The sequence below is a fragment of the Steroidobacter gossypii genome (assembly GCF_016801985.1).
GTDB classification, from domain to species: Bacteria; Pseudomonadota; Gammaproteobacteria; order Steroidobacterales; family Steroidobacteraceae; genus Steroidobacter; species Steroidobacter gossypii.
Map to the genome: position 1 here is coordinate 755362 of NZ_JAEVLS010000004.1, position 17805 is coordinate 773166.

Consider the following 17805-nt stretch of genomic DNA (forward strand, 5'->3'; position numbering starts at 1 on the left):
GCATGTCTCGAGATATCCGAGCCTCGCGCGGTGAGCGCAACTGCGCGAGTATGATGTCGTCGTCGGATGTCGCAGCTTTCTCGTCAACGGACCTGGAGAGCGCATGCATCAGCTCTTACCGCGACTCGCTACCCCTCCGGGCAAATGGATATTGCCGGCCATCGCCATGTGCGCCCTCGCTGGCTGCGGCGCCGATGTGCCCCCTGCCCCGCCCGCGGATGCCGCCGTCGCCCAGCGGCAGGCACAGGCTTTCGTCGAGGCCATCAAGCCCCGCAACGAAAACCGTCCGGTCATCGCGATCGTTGCCCTGAACGAAGGCACCGAGATCACCGACTTCCTGCTGACCCACGCCGTGTTACGAAGAGCGGACATCGCCGACGTGCAGGCCGTGGCTCCGCGAGCCGGGCGTGTCTCTTTATATCCGGCTCTGCAGGTCGAAGTGACTCAGGATCTCGCCAGCTTCGACCTGGCGCATCCCTCGGGCGCGGACTACGTGATCGTTCCGGCCATGAGCGACAGAAACAATGCGGCAATCACGACCTGGCTCAAACAACAAGCCGAGCGCGGCGCCAGGATCATCGGCGTCTGCGCGGGCGCACTGGTGGTCGCCAACGCCGGGCTGCTGGATCATCGGCGCTTTACCACTCATTGGTTCTACCGCGATGAGCTGACCGAAAATCATCCGGACGCGCAGTACGTGCCCCATCAGCGCTACGTCGTCGATGACAACGTCGCCACCACCACCGGCATCACGGCCTCAGTGCCGACCATGCTGGCGCTGATCGAAGCGATCGGCGGACGCGACAAAGCACAGAGCCTGGCTGCCGAGTTCGGCGTCGAGTCGTGGACGCCGGTCCATGACAGCTCACTGTTCGGGCTCAACTTCTCGCGCGGACTGAGCTTCATCCTCAACAAGCTCGCCTTCTGGCGCAACGAGCAATGGCGCGTGGACGTGGTGGAGGGCATGGACGACATCGCCCTCGCCTTCACCGCCGACGCCTGGTCCCGCACCGGACACATCGAAGTGAACGCCGCCGCTCCCGCACCGGTGAAGCTTCGCAGCGGCATCACTCTCCTGCCGGACTCGCCGGCCACAGGCGAGCTCGCAGTGCTTCCTCTCACCGCGAACCTCAACCCCATGCAGCAGCTCGATCGCACTTTGTGCGAAATCGACGCACGCTTCGGCGCTGCGCGCAGCGAATGGGTGCGCATGGAGCTCGAGTACCCAGGCCAGCCCGACTGCGACGTCGAGCGTTTGAGCAAGATCGATCGCTGAGCTCATCGATGGGCGCGCGGCTGTGGGCGCGCGGAGCCGATGCCTGATCCTTGCGTCGGTCAACGCTTGTTCGAATTCAAGCCGCGCAGCAGAGCTTGATGAAACTGCTCCGGTGACTCCACTTGCGGCGAATGACCCAGCTCGGGGAATTCCACCAAGGACGCGTTGGGAATCGTCTTCGCCGCACGCCGGCCCAGCTCGGGATAGTTGCCGAGTCGTGCGGCGATCTGTTTCGGCGCGCGATTCGCACCAGGCGCGGTGCGGTCCTTGCCGCCGATCAGCAGGAGCGTCGGCGCCGCGATGCGCCCGAACTCATGAACCACCGGCTGAGTGAATATCATGTCCGACGTTTGCGCCGAATTGCGCATGACGAGCTCGCGTCCACTGCCGGCATACATGCCCGCCTGCATGTCGACCCAGCGGTCATACTCCGGCCGCCACTGGCCGCTGTAGTAATAGCGCAGCTGATAAGCCTTGATGGTGTCGAAGGTGGTCTTTTGTTCATTCTGATACAGCTGGTCGATGCTTGCATACGGCACGCCCTCGGCTTGCCAATCTTCGAGGCCGATGGGATTGACCAGCACCAGCTGTTCCACCGCCTGCGGATAACTCAACGTAAAGCGGGCCGCGAGCATGCCGCCCATCGAATGACCGATGACGATCGCCCGGTCGATGCCGCGCGATGCGAGCAGCGCATGCGTGTTGGCCGCCAGCTGATGGAAGCTGAATTGATACTGGCGAGGCTTGGTGGAGGCGCAGAAGCCGATCTGATCCGGCGCGATGACACGATAGCCATTGCGAGTGAGCACGTCGATCGTGCGTTCCCAGGTCGCGCTACAGAAGTTCTTCCCATGCAGCAGCACGACGCTGCGACCGTTTGACTCCGCGGTCGGAGCGATGTCCATGAACGCCATCGACATCGACTGGCCCTGCGAGGCGAACTCAAAGCGCTGTATCGGGTGCGGGTAGGTAAATCCTTCCAGCTGCACGCCATAACCGCTCGGTGCTGCCGCTTCGCCTGCTACCGCCCAACTCAGCACCAACAAAATCGCCCCACTCAGCCGCCTGGTCATGAAACCTCCGAACGCACGAAAACTCGATTACCATGCCGCGATCGTCGATCCATAGACCTGCGCGACTGCATCCCGTTCGATGTCGCGTGAAGCTGCGCGCCAAGGAGCGCCACCATGACCGCGTCAGACTTGCTGGACCTGGATACTCCATCCCTGCTGCTGGACGAGCAGCGCATGGAACGAAACATCCGTCGCCTGCAAAGTCATTTATCCGTACTTCGAGTTCCGTTGCGTCCGCATTTGAAGACGGCCAAGTCGATCGAGATCGCGCAGCGCCTGATGCGAGACCCCAGTGGTCCCGCCACGGTCTCAACGCTGCAAGAGGCCGAAGCGTTCGCGGATGCGGGGGTGCGCGATCTGCTGTATGCGGTCGGCATCGCCCCAGGCAAGCTGCCGCGAGTGGTCGCACTCCGGCGACGCGGCGTCGATCTCAGCGTCATTCTAGACAGTCTCGACCAGGCTCGCGCGGTAGCCGCCGCTTGCTCGGAGCACAGGATGCGCATTCCGGTGCTGATCGAAATCGATAGCGACGGCCATCGCGCAGGTGTTCAACCGGGCGATCCGCTGCTGATCGAAGTCGGCCGAGTGTTACATGAGGGCGGCGCTGACTTGCGCGGCGTGATGACCCATGCTGGCGGTTCGTACGGCAGCCGAAATGCTGCCGAGCTCGAGAACGCTGCCGAACAGGAGCGCGCGGCCGTCATGCGCTGTGCCGAGGAGCTGCGTGCGGCGGGATTGCCTGCGCCTGTGGTCAGCGTTGGCTCCACGCCGACGGCTCATTTCGCTCGCCGTCTCGATGGCGTGACTGAAGTGCGCGCTGGCGTGTTCGTGTTCATGGATCTGGTGATGGCCGGCATCGGCGTCTGCTCTGTCGACGACATCGCCATCAGCGTGCTCGCGGCTGTGATCGGCCACCGCCCAGACAAAAATCAGTTGCTCGTCGATGCGGGCTGGATGGCGCTGTCGCGCGATCGAGGGACGGCCAGCCAGGCCGTCGACTGGGGTTATGGCCGTGTGTGCGACATCGCGGGTCGCCCCATCGGGGAATTGATGGTCAGTCAGGCCAATCAGGAGCACGGCATCATCGAATCGCGCGAGCCTGGCTCGCCCGTGCCAGCGCTTCCGATCGGCACGCGTGTTCGCATCCTTCCCAATCACGCTTGTGCCACCGCTGCTCAGCACCTCGGTTACGTCGTGTTGCGCGATGGCGCGCCGGTGGCGCGCTGGCCCCGCATTCCGTCCGGTTGGTGATCAGCTCGCGCGTTCGGCGCGATGCTTGATGAGCCGCAGGATCGCGGGGCCGGCGTTTTCCTGGGCGAACGTGCGAGCAGCTGGCTTGTCTGGCCGAGCTCCAGCGCCCGCTTGTCGCGCCTGTTCTCGGCGCCATGCGTGTGGAGTCACTCCGACTACGCGGCGAAACTGGCGCGTAAGATGCGACTGATCGCACAGGCCGCAGGCGAGCGCGATCTGGCAAAGCGGTTCGCTGGTCGTCAGCATCAGTTCCTGCGCGCGCTCGACGCGCCGCCTCGCGATGTACGCGAATGGAGCCTCCCCGAATGTCACCCTGAAAGAGCGAAAGAAGTGACCAGCGCTGATTTGCGTGAGCGCGAGCAGATCAGCGGTGCTGATAGACTGGCTCAGATTCTCCTCGATGTACTGAACCACACGATTGGCCTGCCAGCGCGGAAAGGCCCCGCGCAACACCGGCGAGGAAACGCGCGATGCGCTGTCGGGATTGCGGCTGCCCAGGAGCAAGGCAGTTGCGCGGGCCAAGTACCTCTGGGCAGCCTGACGATCGCGACCGACCTCGGCTTGTGCGAAGGTGAGCAGCTCCAGCAAGGTAGATGCGAGCGGCGCCGCATCGACCCGAGCTTCACTATCCTGCGTGTTGGGCACTGAGATACTGACCATCGACATCCCCCCGGAAATGATCGCTCAGCGGCACCGGCCGCCATCAGTTCATCGCGTCAACCTCTGCGAAACATCATGGCCGCGATGGGCGCGGGCGCCGAGTAACGAGTTGCAAGGAGCTGTAAAACAGCTGGCGTCTGTCAGTACGAGCCGCGCAACAGGTCGTCCAAACGAGAAGTGCCCGACAGGTCTCGCAGAACGACGAGCTGAACGATCTTGTGTTCGGCGAGCGTGAAGTAGAGATGAACTTCCAGCGGGTCGGGGAGCCCGCGCTTGTCGAAGTTGCCGTCGGCCTGCGCCGTGACGATGCAGTGACCGTAGTGCTCGATACAGTGCACCGGACGAAGTGACAATTGCTGCCCCAGGACATCGCATTCGGCCCACCGGCCGATGGCAGCCAAGCCACGCCACTCCTGCAATTGATCGTTGACGATGGAATCCGGGGCAAAGACTCGGAGCAACCCCGTCAGATCACCGGCATTGGTTGCCTCGAAAAATTGTGCGACTTCGAAAGGAAGAATGGAGTTACCTGAGCGACTGCTCACGCGAAAGCCTCCTGCGAGGGTCGCGCGCCCTCGATTGAACTGCTCTCTATCGTGGGGCATCGCGCGCCGTGGCGCGCGTAGGAAGGTGTAAAACGGTGTAAATCGTGGGCGGGTCGATCGTTACGAGCGAGCCTCGGTTAGCGAACTCCAGGCCTCGATCAATTCGCGCGCCATCTTGAGATCGCGCGTCAGCTGCCCTTCCGTAAAACGATCGTAAATCGCCTGCAGCGTGCTGTACGCTTCCTGCACGCGCCCTTGTTGCGCGAGCAGCTTTCCCAGAGCCATCGCAGCACGCAACTCCAGGCTGAGTGCGCTCTGACTGCTCGCGAGCTCGAGCGAGCGCCGGCACATGGCTTCGGCAGCCCGAGCATCCAGCCGACCAGACGCAGTCCCGATCTCCGCTCGCGTGCGCAACAGCTCTGGCATATCGAAAGCGCCATTCTGCGCCTCGGCGCGTTCGAGCGCCGCAGTGATCATCGCTTCAGCCTCTACGATCTCGTCGCAATGGAGCAACGCCTCCGCCATCGATCGACTCAGCGCAGTCGTAATCACGTGATGTCTCTCCGCATGCAAGATGCCGAGCGCCTCGCGAAGCCGGTCCACCGCAGCCCGGCAATCGCCCTTGAGCAAAGCGACTTCACCTGAAAGCGCGATACCCACCGCTTGGTACGGACGTAGCGAATAACGGCTGGCATGTTGGATGAGCCGGCTCACCAGCGCGTCGGCTTCGTCGACATCTCCTCTCCAGAGAAACACCGTCGCGGAATAAATCTGCGCGATGCATTTGTTGACTGGATGCTCGCCTTGCTCGGCTTCTTCCACCGACTGGCGGGCAACCTGGGCCGCACGATCGACACTGCCCGTCATCCAGAGCGTACGCGCCAGGACGATCAGCGCTCGAGTGCGATGACCGTATCCAAACAGATCGATCTTGGTGACGCCGCGCGCGGCGGCCTGTTTGAAGGCCTCTTCGGAGTGTCGCAAGGCGCCTGCCTGATCGCCGATCAAATGAAAGGCGCACCCCACCATCCACTCCGCCATCACGATGCCGGCGGAAGAATCCATCCGACGCGCAAGCTCGATGCTACGCCGGCCGACCTCGACCGCGCCGGTGAAGTCGCCGATACGGGTCATGAAAATGTGCAAGCCTGCGAGCAGCGAAAGCTCGCGCTGCTGATCGCCCAGCGATCGGGCGAGCCGCAGGCCATGCTCGATCGACTCTCGGACGTCGTTGCCGTTGCCACGAGTAAACATCGCGGATATCGCGAGCGCTTCCTGCAAGATCAGGTGGGTGGTGGAGCCCGCTTTCGCACCGAGTCGCAGCAGCGCGAGCTCGCACCAGTGAAAGCAATCCTCCAGCAACGATCTTTCCAGAAAACGTGGCGCGCACAGCGCCGCCAGCCGAACACCCAACGCGCTGTCGCCCGCATCGGCGAATGCCCAGTCGAGCGCTGCGCGCACGCTTCCGACTTGCACGAAAGCACGGTCGGCGTCGCTCGGCTTTCTACCACGCTCGCTGTCGCCGAGGCGGGCGATCAAATACTCGGCGAGCCGGCGCGACACAGTGGGAAACTCGCCCGAGTCCACCAGCTTGGCCGAAGCATAGGCACGCGTCGTATCCAGAAGTCGCAGGTACGACACCCCGTTCAGCATCGATGAGGAAAGCAACGATTTGTCGATGAGACTTTCGATCGCCTCGGTGACCGCGGCTTCATCGAGTGCTGCGTCCGCTGCAATCCGTTGCGCGGCGCTCAGATCGAACGGGCCGACGAACACGGACAATCGATACAAGACACGGCGGTCGGTATCGGAGAGCAGGTTGTAGCTCCAGTCGAGCATGGCCTGCAGGGTTTGATGTCGAGGCAGCGCGCTTCGCCTGCCCTGCCACAGCAGGTTGAAGCGATGGTGGAGCAGTTCTGCCGTGCCGCGTACGCCATGCGAGCGCACGCGCCCCGCGGCCAACTCGATGGCGAGCGCAATGCCATCCATTCTTCGGCAGATCTCGCCGGCGAGCGCAGCGATCTCGTTCGTCAGTTGCTCGCCCGCACCGGTGGCTGCCACGCGGTCCATGAACAACTGGACTGCCGGAAAGGACATGGCATCCGCGGCGGTCAAGGCTTCGACCGGCGGAGGGGCCTCCAACGGGGGCAGGATGTGAACGTGCTCGCCCTCGACGCGCAGCGACTCGCGACTGGTCGCGAGCAAATGCGTCTGCGGCGCGGATCTGTACAGCCACTCGGCGAGATCTGCGGCTTTGTCGATCAGATGCTCGCAGTTGTCCAGCACCAGGAGCGTCCGGCGCGAGGCGAGAAAGGCAAGGATGCTCGGCCTGGGATCTTGCGACGGGACTTTCAGGCCAAGCACGCCGGCGATCGTTCCGGGTATGAGCGATGCGTCGGTGAGCGAGCCCAGATCGACGAAATATACGGCGCCGTCGAACGCATCGAGCATTCTGTGCGCCACGAAGATCGCGACCGTGGTCTTGCCCATGCCGCCGGGGCCGACAATGCTCACGAAGCGATGCTTCGTGAGCAGCTCGTCCAGCTCCACGATCGAATCGTCGCGTCCGACGAGCCGCCCGAGCTTCTCGGGCAACGAGTGCTCGTGAGCGGTCGAAGCGGCGCCTGGCGGCGGTTGTTGCAGCCGGGGCGACGATTTTTGCGAGGACGAGTCGCTCCGCACTCGTTTGGTCGGACCAACGAAACTGTAGCCCCGGCCCGGCACGTTGACGATGTAGCGAGCGCCCCCCGTGCGCTCGCCCAGGCACTTCCGGAGGCTCGCCACGTTGACACGCAGATTGGCGTCGTCGACCACCAGTCCCGGCCAGGCCCGCGCAATCAACTCTCGGCGAGTCAGCACCTCCCCGGGCCGCTCGACCAATGCGATCAGCAGGTCGAGCGCGCGGCTGCCGATCTCGACGACCACTCCATTGCGCTGTAGCAACCGCCCCGCCACGTGCAGACGATACGGACCGAATTCGACAATCTCGTCACTCGCCGGCACGCCAGACCTTCCGCTGCAATGTTTGTTTTCCGGTCTCCGCCATCAACCACGCAGTCCTCATCCCGCCAGCATCATGCTCGGATCTCGCGCGTTGAATACGATCGCCTCGGTCGGCTAACCCTACCAGCGATTAGCTACTTCGCCCATTGTAATAATAATGCAACCCGACATTGCATTGGTCGCACACCCACGGCGTGCGGACGCCCGCTATGCGCGGGCGCTGCCCGTCGATGGCCGCAGCGAAGAAATCCAGGAAGGCCCCGATATCGTGCCATCCACCGGTTCGACCGCCGCGCCGCTCACACCACCGCTGTGAAACTGATCTCGACCAGTTGTTGAGGAAAGGCGAGGCGCGTCGTTCCCACAATCGTGCTGGTGCAAAGGGGCCGATCCTTGCCATACGCGGCCTTTCGCACCTGACCGGCGACGACGAACGCAGCCTGAAAATCCGTCGCGTAGATCACCTCTGCCACCACGTTGTCCAGGTTCGCGCCGAATTGTGCGAGCACCCGCTCCGCGTTCTCGTAGGTCGTGCGCATCTGCAGAGCCATGTTCGAGCTGTCGATGATCTTGCCCGCATCGTCGACGACTGCCGGGCCCACCAGTTGGCCGCGCTCGTCGTGGCTGAGCTGTCCCGAGATGTAGATGGTATTGCCCACCTTCACCGCCTGGGCATAACCGTATGCTTCCTCCCACGGTACCCCGAGTTGGGCGAACTGTTCCACGACGCCGCTCTGTGTGCTCATAGTCTGCGCTCCCGATGCAGTGACAACGGATGGGTATCCACCATCGCACTCTCGTGCCCACTCGGTATTGGACGTGGCTATCGATATTGGACGCGACTGTCGTCCCAGGAGTCGCAGCAGTGCGATCTGCGATCGAACATTTGCGCCCGAATGTGTGACGAGGGAGGAACCGAACGGATTCTCGCCACTTCCGATCCGCCATATGGCGGAGAGGGATTCGAACCCTCGTAGGGACGTAATGCCTCCAACCGATTCCAAATCGGTGCCGTTGTGACCGCTTCGGAACTCTGCCAATTCGATCAAAGAATCTTCTTTATACTTCAGCCGCTTACCCAGAGAAACGTATCAACTCTCTGTACGTTGTCAGTGGGTGTTGTCAGAGAGCGATGTAGCAGATCTGGACAGAGATATGCCTCTATCCGAGCGTAGCCGTAGGCGCTTCCTGAGCGTCTCAAGCGAGCCCCGACGAGAGTTTCACAATCTCGCAAGCTGGCGAAGCGTCTTTCGAATATCCTCGAGCCCGCCAATCAAGGCGAAGTCCGAACCTGAAAGGAATGGAGGATGACAGCGACGGATATCTGCAGTGGCGCAGAGCGCGACGTGATCCTTCGAAACATCATTGCTTGGGCGACCCGAACCGCGGCGGTCCAGACGCTCATTCTGACCGGCTCGCTTGCCAGAGGTGACGGTCTCGCCGACGCGCTGTCCGATATCGACATCGAGGTGATCGCTGACCATCCTGACGTGCTGATAGCGGACTTCGAGTGGCTGAGTGAGATCGGGCCGCTGGTGACCGTACTGCCCTTGAATCCCTCTGCCGAACAACGATGGGCAACTCGCCTGGCCATTTACTCGAGTGGCACGAAAGTCGATTACACACTCGCCAGCGTCACGCGCTTGCGTGAAATGGCAAGCCAGCAAAAACTGGTGCCGCTGTATGAGCGCGGCTATCGGATCCTGCTGGATAAGCCAGGGCTAGCAGTCAATTTACCCAGGCCGAGCGGACGCGTCCCCACCGTGCCCTTGCCCTCGAGCGAGGCATTCCGCGCAGCCGTCGAAGAGTTCTGGTTCGAAGCGGTTCACGTCCCGAAGTACCTCGTACGGGGCGAACTATGGTTGGTGAAACAACGTGATCAGACGATGAAAGCCTTGCTGCTTCAGATGCTGGAGTGGCACGCGGTCTCCTCGCGAGCGGTGGATGTTTGGCACATCGGAACGCGGATGAAACAGTGGGTGGACGGACCGACTTGGGACGAGTTGCAGCACGTGTTTGGACGCTTTGACGCGTCGGACTGCGTTAGAGCGTTCGAGGCGACTGTAGCGCTTTATAGTCGACTGGCGCAGGAGGTCGCGCGTTCTGCAGGACTGGATTATCCGGCGTCTGTGGAGACGGGGATCATGGCCATCTGCCGGCCGCTGCTTTCGTGTCTGAAGGAATGAGGTTATCTGGCGACAATGAAAAAGCCCTCCGATGGAGGGCTTCTTTTATATGGCGGAGAGGGAGGGATTCGAACCCTCGTAGGGACGTAATGCCCTCAACCGATTTCGAATCGGTGCCGTTGTGACCGCTTCGGTACCTCTCCTTCAAGGGCGCGGCATTCTAATGGAGTCGTTCCCGTGGAGAAAGGGGTACGCGTCGACTTCTGGGCAAGAAATCGACGGGGGCGCACCGTCAGCGAACCGGGGTGGTCACCGGCGCGCCCTGGTTCTTGAGCAGCGTCACCACGAATCTGGCGGGCTGGGTGTCGCTGGCGTTGCGGCCGACGACGTGGATGTCAGTGGGATTCTCATAGTAGGTGTCGCCGGGGCCGAGGGTCAGCTCCGGGCCGCCTTTGACTTGCATGACAATCGAGCCTTCCAGCACGTACACGAAGGCATGCGCATCGTGCCGGTGGATCGCGCCGACGTAGCCCGGCGGGTAGCTCACGGTGATCATCATGCCTTCCTTGCCCGGCAGATCCGGCAGCGGCTGTGTCATGAGCTGCTTCACTTCCGCCTGGGCCGCAGCAGCGGCGGGTGAGGCGGCGGGCGCCCATCGGGCAAGCAGGACGCTGGCCGCGATGGCGCCCAAAATCATCAAGCAAGGTGCCTTGTTCATGGTGTGCTCGTCTTGATCGCTGTTGGTGAATGCGAACTAGACGGAGCCCGAAGCCCGGTTGTGACAGCTTGCCGGACGAGAGGGGCTGACGCTGCTCGGCGACAGCACAATGCCAAGGGAATCCGCCGGCCGAAGCCCGGGCGAATATTCGCCTCGTGCAAGCCGGAACAACCTCAGTCTGGTCGGCGGCCCGACTCGGGGCCGGCGCTGCGAACCAGCGCCATGAGCGGCCGTCGCGGGCCGCCAACTCCCTGACGAATCGCAAATTTTGCGTCGGCGATGAACGTACAGCGCCGATTCAGGTCGAAGTAGTGACGCTTTACAGCCTGCGCGGCCGGCACCACACTGCTCGATGTGAAAATCCCCACGTTTCCCAAGCTGAAGGCGCTGCTGTGCGCCACCCTGGCCTCCCTGGTCCTGGTCGGCGGCACGAGTGTGGCCGATCCCGAGGATTTGCCGGATATCGGCAGCCCGGCGCAGGCCATGCTGACCCTCGAGGACGAGTATCAGATCGGCCGCATGATCGTGCGCGGCCTGCGCGACCAGGATCAGATCCTGGAAGATCCGGAAGTCACCGAGTACATCCGCTCGCTGGGCTACAAGCTGTCCAGCCAGGCGCACGACGGCTCGCAGCGCTTCAATTTCTTCATGGTCCGGGACAACAGCATCAACGCCTTCGCGTTGCCGGGCGGCTTCATCGGCGTGAACACGGGCCTGTTCTTGAAGACCGAGAACGAGAGCGAGCTGGCCGGCGTGCTGGCGCACGAAATCGCTCACGTCACGCAAAGGCATATCGCGCGCAGTATCGCCGCGCAAAGTCGTTCGAGCCTGGTTTCCACAGCGGCGATGCTCGCGGCCATTCTGGTCGGCGCGGCGGCTGGCGGTGGCGATGCCGCCATGGCCGGCGTGGCAGCGGCGCAGAGCCTGGCCATCCAGCAACAGATCAGCTTCACGCGCTCCAACGAGTCGGAAGCCGATCGCGTCGGCCTGGGGATTCTGGCCCGCTCCGGCTTCGATCCGAATGGCATGCCCACGTTCTTCGAAACCATGAGTCGTCTGGCCGGCGGCAGCGAAATCAACATCCCGGAGATGCTTCGCACCCACCCGGTGAGCACCAACCGTATCGCCGAGACCAAGGAGCGCGCCGCTCAGCTGGATGTCACGCCTGCTCCTCAAAGTCTGAGTTATGCGCTGACACGCGAGCGCTTGCGCGTGCTGTCGACACCGCCGGGCGAGGATCCGCGTTCGTACTACGCCGCGACCATCAACAACGAGCCGGATGCGACGTCCGCGCAGGTGTATGGACAGGCGCTCGCGATGATGATGGCGGGTCAGGCTGCGCAGGCCGTGCCGATTCTCGAGCGGCTGCGAGCGGCGGATCCGACCATGCTCCAGTATCACACCGCGCTCGGTCAGGCGCAGTTGCAGGCCGGCGACGGCAATGCGTCACTGCAAACGTTGAAGCGCGCCCGGGAGCTGTTCCCGCGCAATGTCGCCGTCACGACGCGCTACGCCGAAACGTTGATGCAAAAGGGCGATGCCAAGAAGGCGCACGAGATCCTGCTCGACCTGTTCAACACCGTGCCGCCCACGCCCGAGCAAGCCAAGCTCACGGCACGCGCCGCCAATGCGGCCGGCGACGTGGCGGACTCGTACTACTACATGTCCGAATATCACATCCTGAGCGGCGACCTGTTGCTGGCCGTCAATCAGCTGCAACTGGCGCTGGCAGTGCCGAAGATCTCCGACGTGCAGCGCGCCCGCTTCGAAGCCCGACTCGACGAAATCCAGCAAGCATTGCCCAAGCGGGCCCCGCGCCGCCCCATCGAAGCAAGCAACGGCGGCCGCCGCGCAAATTGATACAATCCTGGCGCCCGCCAGCTGTGCGATATCCTGGCGCACGGTTGATTTCGCCCGCTCGCACCGTCCAAGTCATCTTGTCGTACGATTGAAGGATTCACGACGCATGTTCACGTTACTGCGCGCCGCGCCCCTGCTGCTTGCCACGCTAGCCGTCGCCGGTTGCGCCAGCGCACCGGGCCGCACCACCAATGAAGAGCGCTACGAAGGCTTCAATCGCGGCGTCTACAAATTCAACGACACGCTCGATCGCGCGGCGTTGAAGCCGCTCGCCAAGGGCTATCGCAAGGTCACGCCGCAGTTCGTTCGCACCGGCATCGGCAACGTGCTGAGCAACATCGAATACCCGGGCACGTTCATCAATCAGTTCCTGCAAGGCAAATGGGCGCTGGGCTTCAAGGACACCGGTCGTTTCCTGATCAACAGCACCTTGGGCGTCGCCGGCATCTTCGACGTCGCCACGCCGCTCGGGCTGGAAAAGAACGACGAGGATTTCGGTCAAACGCTGGCGGTCTGGGGCGTGTCGTCCGGCCCGTTCGTGAATCTGCCGCTGCTCGGGCCCTCCACCATGCGCGACGCGCCAGCCCGCGTGTTCGACTGGTTCACCAACCCGTTGCAGTACACCGACCTGCCTTGGGAAGCGGACTGGGGCAATCGCGTCATCAACGTCGTCCACGGCCGCTCCGAACTGCTGCCGCTCGATGACACGTTACAGCGCACTTACGACCCGTACGTGTTCATCCGCGACGCCTGGGTTCAGCAGCGCGAATTCAACATCTTCGACGGCAACCCGCCGCCGGAAACGCTCGAAGACGTGCTCGAAGAAGAACCGGAAGAAATGGAAGAGCCGCAGCAGTAATCGCCTAGCGACGCCGTGCGAACCACGGCGTCATGCGACCGATGGCGTCTTCGACCTCGGCGGTGGAGACGGCAAAGCTCAGGCGCAGGTAGCGGTGGCCCTCGACAGGATCGAAGTCGATGCCTGGGGCCGACGCGACGCCGCTGTCTCGCAGCAGGGATTGGCAAAGCTCGAGACTGTTGTCGGTCAGGTGGCCCACATTGGCGTAGATATAGAACGCGCCGTCGGGCGGCGCGATGTGTGTCAAACCAAGGCGTGGCAGCGCTTGGAGCAGCAACTCCCGATTGCGCGCATACGTCGCAACATGACCTTCCAGCTCTGCACGGCAGTCGAGCGCAACCAGCGCCGCATGCTGACTCAGAGATGGCGCCGTTAGAAACAAATTTCCCATGAAGGCCCGCGCACGAAGCTGATGTTCCGGCGGCACGAGCAGCCAGCCGAGCCGCCAGCCCACCATGCTGAAATATTTCGAGAAGCTGTTGACGATGCGCGCCTTGGGCTCGAACTCCAGCATGGAATGCGCCGGACCTACGTAGCTCAGGCCGTGATAGATCTCGTCCGAGATGATGGTGATATTCCGCTCTCGACACACGTGCGCGATCGCCGCGAGCTCCGATGCAGCGATGATGGTGCCCGTGGGATTGGCGGGGCTTGCGACGATCACACCGCGAGGCGCCGGCTCGAGCGCCGCCAATGCAGCCGCGGTCAACTGAAATCGCGACTCGGGTCCGCACGGAATCTCCACTGGTGTGAGATGCAGCGCGCGCAATGTGTTGCGATAGGCGACGTACCCCGGCCGAGCCAGCGCGATCCGATCGCCAGCGCTGAACGTCGAGCTCAACGCCAGCGTCAGCGCGGGCGAAGCTCCGCACATGAGCACGAACTGCTCGGGCTCGACCCTGACGTTATATGTTTCGAGATAGTGCCGCGCCAGTCTCGCCTTGAGCGCGGGGCTCTCCCAATAACCCATCGGATCGGTGTCGAGCACCTGATGAGCTCGCGCAATCGCCGCGCGGGGCGCGCCGGTGGACGGCTGGCCGAATTCCATGTGAATGACCGACCGGCCCTGCGCCTGCAGCTCGTGAGCGAGGCGGCTGATCGCGATGGCGTGGAAAGGGTCGACGTGAGCGAGCATTGGAGCACCCGGCAACCAAGAGCCGCCCCATTATGAACCCACCGGGCGGCAACCGCGGTAGGAAACGTCTGGAGGCGCTTCAGCAGGGAGTGGCGCCGCAGTCGAGCAGATCGGCCACTTCGCTGATGCGCGCCAGCGCCGCGATCTGCTCGGGGACGTTCTTGAAATGAATGGTCTGCTGACGCTGCTTGCACAGCCGCAGCCACTCGATCAGCAGCGCCAGGCCGGAGCTGTCGCCTTCCGGCACATTGGCGAGGTCGATCTCGAGCGATCCCGCGTTCTTGAACGCATCGGCGCTGCGCTTGAGCAGATCGGTCGCGGTGTCTGCGTTCAGCGCGCCGAACACCTTGAAGCGCCCGTTGCCGAGCGCTTCAAGTTTGGCGGGACCCGGGGTCGTTGCGGCCACATTCAATTTTCTGTGGGCGTTCATTTCTAGGGACGATCAGGCAGCCGTCGGCTTCTTGACCGTGCCGCTGGCGACCTGCGATTCGAGCCGCTCGATCACCGCTTCCAGACCCTTCTGCTGGATCTCCGCGCCAAAGTCGGTGCGGAACGATTTCACATACGACACGCCTTCGATCTGCACGTCGTATGCCTTCCAGCCGGTGTCGGTCTTACGCAGCGAGTAGTTCACCGGCACACGGCTGCCGTTGTCGCGGCGGATTTCGGTGCGCACCGTCGCCACCTTGTCGTCCGGATTGCCCTGGAACGGCAGGATTCGCAAACGATCCGGCGTGAACTCCAGCAGCGCCTCGCCGTAGTTCTGCAACAGCGATTGATAGAACGCCTCGACAAAGCGCTTGCGCTGTTCCGGCGTCGCCGTGCGCCAGTGCTTGGCCAGCACCAGCTGCGCGGAATAGGCGGTGTCGAAGTACGGCAGCATGTTCTTGTCGACCAGCTCGCGCACCTTGCCCTTGTTCTTGGCGTACTCGGCGCGATTGGCGTCGAGATCCTTGAGGGTGTCGTTCGCGACCTTGGACACCAGCTCCTGCGGGCCGAGCTTGGATACGTCGTCGGCGGCCTGCACGCCGCCGGCGAACAGCCCGAAGGTGGCGGCCAGCGCCAAACCGGCCGAAAGAATGTTCCTACGCGTCTGCTTCACGAAGATGTTCATTGCTTCGCTTCCTCCGTCTTGCTCTGGGCGCCTTCGCCACTCTGATTATCGTCAGACGTTTCCGCACCCGAATCGTTCTGCTCGTCCCGACGCCCCATGAAGCTGGCCACGAGCTGATTGATCAGGTTCTCCAGCACCAGGGCGTCCTGCACCAGTTCGATGCGATCGCCGCTCTTCAGGTACTCCTCCGAGCCGCCCGCGGTGATGCCGACGTACTGACCGCCCAACAGGCCCGACGTCATGATGGCGGCGTCGCTGTCGTTCGGAATGCGGTTGTAGTTGGAGGCGATCCGCATCTTCACAACGGCCTTGTAGACATTCTGGTCGAAGGTAATGGTATCGACCCGCCCCACCGTCACGCCGGCCATGGAGACCGCGGCCCCGGGCCTCAGGCTGCCGATGTTCTCGAACATCGCAGTCACCTCGTAGCTGCCGCCGTTGACCGATAGCTCCCGGTTGGTGATTTGCGTCACCATGAAAAACAGGGCCGCGAAGCCCAGCAGCACGAACAGACCGGTCGAAAGTTCTACAGTGCGTGTCGAACGCATACTTGCTCCGCAATCACAGCATCACAGCTGTGAGCATGTAATCCAGCATCAATGTGAGCACCGCGGAGATCACCACGGTCCGGGTTGTCGCACGGCCCACGCCTTCGGCGGTCGGCACGGCCGTATAACCTTCGTAAACAGCGATCAGGCTGCATGCAAAACCAAACACGACGCCCTTGATCGCGCCTTCGGCGATGTCGTCGAGCGCGACGCTGGAGCGCATCTGCGACCAGAAATTGGCCGAGTCCACCCCGAACATCTGCACGCCCACCACCTGCACGCCGAAGATGCCGATCGCGATGAAGATCAACGTGAGCAACGGCATCGCGATCACACCACCGATGAAGCGCGGTGCCACCACGCGGCGGATCGGATCGACCGCCATCATTTCCATCGCCGTCAGCTGATCGGTAGCGCGCATCAGGCCAATCTCCGAAGCGAGCGCCGTACCTGCGCGCCCGGAGAACAGCAGCGCCGTCACCACGGGCCCCAGCTCTCTGATCAGGGCGAGCGCCGCGGCGGTGCCCAGCGCATCTTCCGATCCGAAGCGCAACAGCAGGTTGTAGCCCTGCAGGCCGAGCACGGCGCCGACGAACAGGCCGCAAGTCATGATGATGACCAGCGACAGCGCGCCGGTGTTGTGAACCTGCTCGATGATCAGCGACGGACGCAGCAGCGCGCGCGGCGTCTGGCCCAGGATGCGGCCAAGAAACAAAGTCACGCCGCCAACGGTCGCCGCGAAATCGCCCGCGTTGCCGGTCACCTCTCGCAGTAATTTCATGCTTCGGTCCCCAGCAGCTGCTGGTAGTAGTCAGCCGCCGGATAATGAAAGGGCACCGGACCGTCGGGCAGCCCGTTGACGAACTGATTGACGATATCGGATTGATGACCTTTGAGGTCCTTGAGCTCGCCCGAGGCCGCCACCTTGCCGCCGGCGATGATGTAGCTGGTGTCGGAAAGCTCGGAGAGCTCCTTCACATCGTGCGACACCACGATGCTAGTGATGCCCAGCGCGTTGTTCATATGACGCACCAGGCGCACGATCATGCCCATCGAAATGGGATCGAGGCCGGTGAACGGCTCGTCGTAGATCAGCACTTCCGGATCGGTCGCCATTGTGCGCGCCAACGCCACGCGACGATTCATGCCGCCCGAGAGCTCCGAGGGCATCAAACGCGCGGCGCCCCGCAAGCCCACGGCCTGCAGCTTGGTGAGCACGATGTTTCGAATCAAAGGTTCGGGAAGGTCGGTGTGCTCGCGCAACGGGAACGCGACGTTCTCGAATACGTCCATGTCGGTGAGCAGCGCGCCGTTCTGAAACAACATGCCCATGCGACGGCGCAGCGCATAGAGCTCGCGCGTCTTGAGCGCCGACACATCGATGCCGTCGAACAGGATCTGTCCGCTGGTGGGCTTGAGCTGACCGGTCATCAAACGCAGCAGCGTGGTCTTGCCCGTGCCGCTCGGCCCCATGAGCGCAGTGATGCGCCCCCGCGGAATCGACAGATTCAGGCCGGAAAAGATGCTCCTGCCGCCGACCGAATACGACATGTCCCGAATCTCGATGAGCGATTCGGAGTCGGCGGCAGGTTGGGCGGGCGACGCATGGGTGCTAACGGCAGAGACCATTCATGACC

The 17805-nt window shown here is 62.9% G+C and carries 18 protein-coding genes and 2 tRNA genes; 6 read left to right on the forward strand and 14 right to left on the reverse strand.

From position 1 onward, the window contains the following. The first annotated feature begins 103 nt into the window (after nucleotides 1–103). Nucleotides 104–1276, forward strand: coding sequence for a DJ-1/PfpI family protein (locus JM946_RS20190; RefSeq protein ID WP_203169166.1), 1173 nt, complete (start codon nucleotides 104–106; stop codon nucleotides 1274–1276). Between the two features lie 59 nt (nucleotides 1277–1335). Here the strand turns inward: JM946_RS20190 and JM946_RS20195 are convergent, their stop codons facing one another. Next, complete coding sequence (locus JM946_RS20195) at nucleotides 1336–2349, reverse strand: alpha/beta fold hydrolase (protein WP_203169167.1); 1014 nt, start codon at nucleotides 2347–2349, stop codon at nucleotides 1336–1338. Between the two features lie 114 nt (nucleotides 2350–2463). Here JM946_RS20195 and JM946_RS20200 point away from each other — a divergent pair, with 114 nt between their 5' ends. Further along, nucleotides 2464–3600 carry a DSD1 family PLP-dependent enzyme gene (locus JM946_RS20200; RefSeq protein WP_203169168.1) on the forward strand — a complete coding sequence of 379 codons (1137 nt, stop codon included), beginning with the start codon at nucleotides 2464–2466 and terminating at the stop codon, nucleotides 3598–3600. Here JM946_RS20200 and JM946_RS20205 read toward each other — a convergent pair whose 3' ends face one another. From JM946_RS20205 to JM946_RS20215, 3 genes are all read right to left on the reverse strand, one after another. Then, complete coding sequence (locus JM946_RS20205; RefSeq protein WP_203169169.1) at nucleotides 3601–4188, reverse strand: helix-turn-helix domain-containing protein; 588 nt, start codon at nucleotides 4186–4188, stop codon at nucleotides 3601–3603. 212 nt (nucleotides 4189–4400) lie between these two features. Then, entirely contained in the window at nucleotides 4401–4805 is a 405-nt protein-coding gene (locus tag JM946_RS20210; RefSeq protein ID WP_203169170.1) for a nuclear transport factor 2 family protein, read from the reverse strand. 120 nt (nucleotides 4806–4925) lie between these two features. After that, a complete protein-coding gene (locus JM946_RS20215; RefSeq protein ID WP_203169171.1) occupies nucleotides 4926–7808 on the reverse strand; it encodes an ATP-binding protein in 2883 nt (960 codons plus the stop codon). Between the two features lie 157 nt (nucleotides 7809–7965). Here JM946_RS20215 and JM946_RS20220 point away from each other — a divergent pair, with 157 nt between their 5' ends. Further along, complete coding sequence (locus tag JM946_RS20220) at nucleotides 7966–8124, forward strand: hypothetical protein (RefSeq protein WP_203169172.1); 159 nt, start codon at nucleotides 7966–7968, stop codon at nucleotides 8122–8124. Here JM946_RS20220 and JM946_RS20225 read toward each other — a convergent pair. Both JM946_RS20225 and JM946_RS20230 read right to left on the reverse strand, forming a co-directional pair. Continuing rightward, nucleotides 8108–8554, reverse strand: coding sequence for a Rid family hydrolase (locus JM946_RS20225; protein ID WP_203169173.1), 447 nt, complete (start codon nucleotides 8552–8554; stop codon nucleotides 8108–8110). The genes JM946_RS20220 and JM946_RS20225 overlap by 17 nt on opposite strands. 202 nt (nucleotides 8555–8756) lie before the next feature. After that, nucleotides 8757–8847, reverse strand: a tRNA-Pro gene (locus JM946_RS20230). A 268-nt stretch (nucleotides 8848–9115) separates the two neighbouring features. Here JM946_RS20230 and JM946_RS20235 point away from each other — a divergent pair. Further along, nucleotides 9116–9994 carry an aminoglycoside 6-adenylyltransferase gene (locus JM946_RS20235; RefSeq protein ID WP_203169174.1) on the forward strand — a complete coding sequence of 293 codons (879 nt, stop codon included), beginning with the start codon at nucleotides 9116–9118 and terminating at the stop codon, nucleotides 9992–9994. Nucleotides 9995–10044: 50 nt separating this feature from the next. On the opposite strand, the gene JM946_RS20240 is transcribed toward JM946_RS20235, so the two are convergent. Both JM946_RS20240 and JM946_RS20245 read right to left on the reverse strand, forming a co-directional pair. Beyond that, a tRNA-Ser gene (locus JM946_RS20240) sits at nucleotides 10045–10137 on the reverse strand. 89 nt (nucleotides 10138–10226) lie between these two features. Further along, the gene (locus tag JM946_RS20245) at nucleotides 10227–10631 is read right to left on the reverse strand and encodes a cupin domain-containing protein (RefSeq protein WP_407700586.1); all 405 of its coding nucleotides are present in this window, start codon (nucleotides 10629–10631) and stop codon (nucleotides 10227–10229) included. A 375-nt stretch (nucleotides 10632–11006) separates the two neighbouring features. Between JM946_RS20245 and JM946_RS20250 the strand changes: the two genes are divergently transcribed. Further along, a complete protein-coding gene (locus JM946_RS20250; protein ID WP_203169176.1) occupies nucleotides 11007–12512 on the forward strand; it encodes a M48 family metalloprotease in 1506 nt (501 codons plus the stop codon). 106 nt (nucleotides 12513–12618) lie between these two features. Next, complete coding sequence (locus JM946_RS20255; protein WP_203169177.1) at nucleotides 12619–13371, forward strand: MlaA family lipoprotein; 753 nt, start codon at nucleotides 12619–12621, stop codon at nucleotides 13369–13371. Between the two features lie 4 nt (nucleotides 13372–13375). On the opposite strand, the gene JM946_RS20260 is transcribed toward JM946_RS20255, so the two are convergent. The 6 genes from JM946_RS20260 to JM946_RS20285 form a co-directional block, all read right to left on the reverse strand. Then, complete coding sequence (locus JM946_RS20260) at nucleotides 13376–14506, reverse strand: pyridoxal phosphate-dependent aminotransferase (protein ID WP_203169178.1); 1131 nt, start codon at nucleotides 14504–14506, stop codon at nucleotides 13376–13378. Nucleotides 14507–14585: 79 nt separating this feature from the next. Next, nucleotides 14586–14936 carry an STAS domain-containing protein gene (locus JM946_RS20265; RefSeq protein WP_218043005.1) on the reverse strand — a complete coding sequence of 117 codons (351 nt, stop codon included), beginning with the start codon at nucleotides 14934–14936 and terminating at the stop codon, nucleotides 14586–14588. A gap of 12 nt (nucleotides 14937–14948) precedes the next feature. Further along, complete coding sequence (locus tag JM946_RS20270) at nucleotides 14949–15620, reverse strand: MlaC/ttg2D family ABC transporter substrate-binding protein (RefSeq protein ID WP_203169180.1); 672 nt, start codon at nucleotides 15618–15620, stop codon at nucleotides 14949–14951. Then, nucleotides 15617–16168, reverse strand: a complete 552-nt coding sequence (gene mlaD / locus JM946_RS20275; RefSeq protein ID WP_203169181.1) for an outer membrane lipid asymmetry maintenance protein MlaD — start codon at nucleotides 16166–16168, stop codon at nucleotides 15617–15619. Before mlaD ends, JM946_RS20270 begins: the two co-directional genes overlap by 4 nt. Before the next feature lie 13 nt (nucleotides 16169–16181). Beyond that, complete coding sequence (gene mlaE, locus JM946_RS20280) at nucleotides 16182–16949, reverse strand: lipid asymmetry maintenance ABC transporter permease subunit MlaE (RefSeq protein WP_203169182.1); 768 nt, start codon at nucleotides 16947–16949, stop codon at nucleotides 16182–16184. Continuing rightward, entirely contained in the window at nucleotides 16946–17797 is an 852-nt protein-coding gene (locus JM946_RS20285) for an ABC transporter ATP-binding protein (protein ID WP_203169183.1), read from the reverse strand. The genes mlaE and JM946_RS20285 overlap by 4 nt, the downstream gene beginning before the upstream one ends. Nucleotides 17798–17805 lie beyond the last annotated feature (8 nt).

What these genes read in the sequence shown, in the direction of transcription:
- JM946_RS20235 (WP_203169174.1), top strand. Translation starts at nt 9,116, where the DNA reads ATGACAGCGACGGATATCTGCAGTGGCGCAGAGCGCGACGTGATCCTT.
- JM946_RS20190 (WP_203169166.1), top strand. Translation starts at nt 104, where the DNA reads ATGCATCAGCTCTTACCGCGACTCGCTACCCCTCCGGGCAAATGGATA.
- JM946_RS20260 (WP_203169178.1), bottom strand. Translation starts at nt 14,506, where the DNA reads ATGCTCGCTCACGTCGACCCTTTCCACGCCATCGCGATCAGCCGCCTC.
- JM946_RS20220 (WP_203169172.1), top strand. Translation starts at nt 7,966, where the DNA reads ATGCAACCCGACATTGCATTGGTCGCACACCCACGGCGTGCGGACGCC.
- mlaE (WP_203169182.1), bottom strand. Translation starts at nt 16,949, where the DNA reads ATGAAATTACTGCGAGAGGTGACCGGCAACGCGGGCGATTTCGCGGCG.
- JM946_RS20265 (WP_218043005.1), bottom strand. Translation starts at nt 14,936, where the DNA reads ATGAACGCCCACAGAAAATTGAATGTGGCCGCAACGACCCCGGGTCCC.
- JM946_RS20195 (WP_203169167.1), bottom strand. Translation starts at nt 2,349, where the DNA reads ATGACCAGGCGGCTGAGTGGGGCGATTTTGTTGGTGCTGAGTTGGGCG.
- JM946_RS20200 (WP_203169168.1), top strand. Translation starts at nt 2,464, where the DNA reads ATGACCGCGTCAGACTTGCTGGACCTGGATACTCCATCCCTGCTGCTG.
- JM946_RS20245 (WP_407700586.1), bottom strand. Translation starts at nt 10,631, where the DNA reads ATGATTTTGGGCGCCATCGCGGCCAGCGTCCTGCTTGCCCGATGGGCG.
- JM946_RS20225 (WP_203169173.1), bottom strand. Translation starts at nt 8,554, where the DNA reads ATGAGCACACAGAGCGGCGTCGTGGAACAGTTCGCCCAACTCGGGGTA.
- mlaD (WP_203169181.1), bottom strand. Translation starts at nt 16,168, where the DNA reads ATGCGTTCGACACGCACTGTAGAACTTTCGACCGGTCTGTTCGTGCTG.
- JM946_RS20285 (WP_203169183.1), bottom strand. Translation starts at nt 17,797, where the DNA reads ATGGTCTCTGCCGTTAGCACCCATGCGTCGCCCGCCCAACCTGCCGCC.
- JM946_RS20255 (WP_203169177.1), top strand. Translation starts at nt 12,619, where the DNA reads ATGTTCACGTTACTGCGCGCCGCGCCCCTGCTGCTTGCCACGCTAGCC.
- JM946_RS20270 (WP_203169180.1), bottom strand. Translation starts at nt 15,620, where the DNA reads ATGAACATCTTCGTGAAGCAGACGCGTAGGAACATTCTTTCGGCCGGT.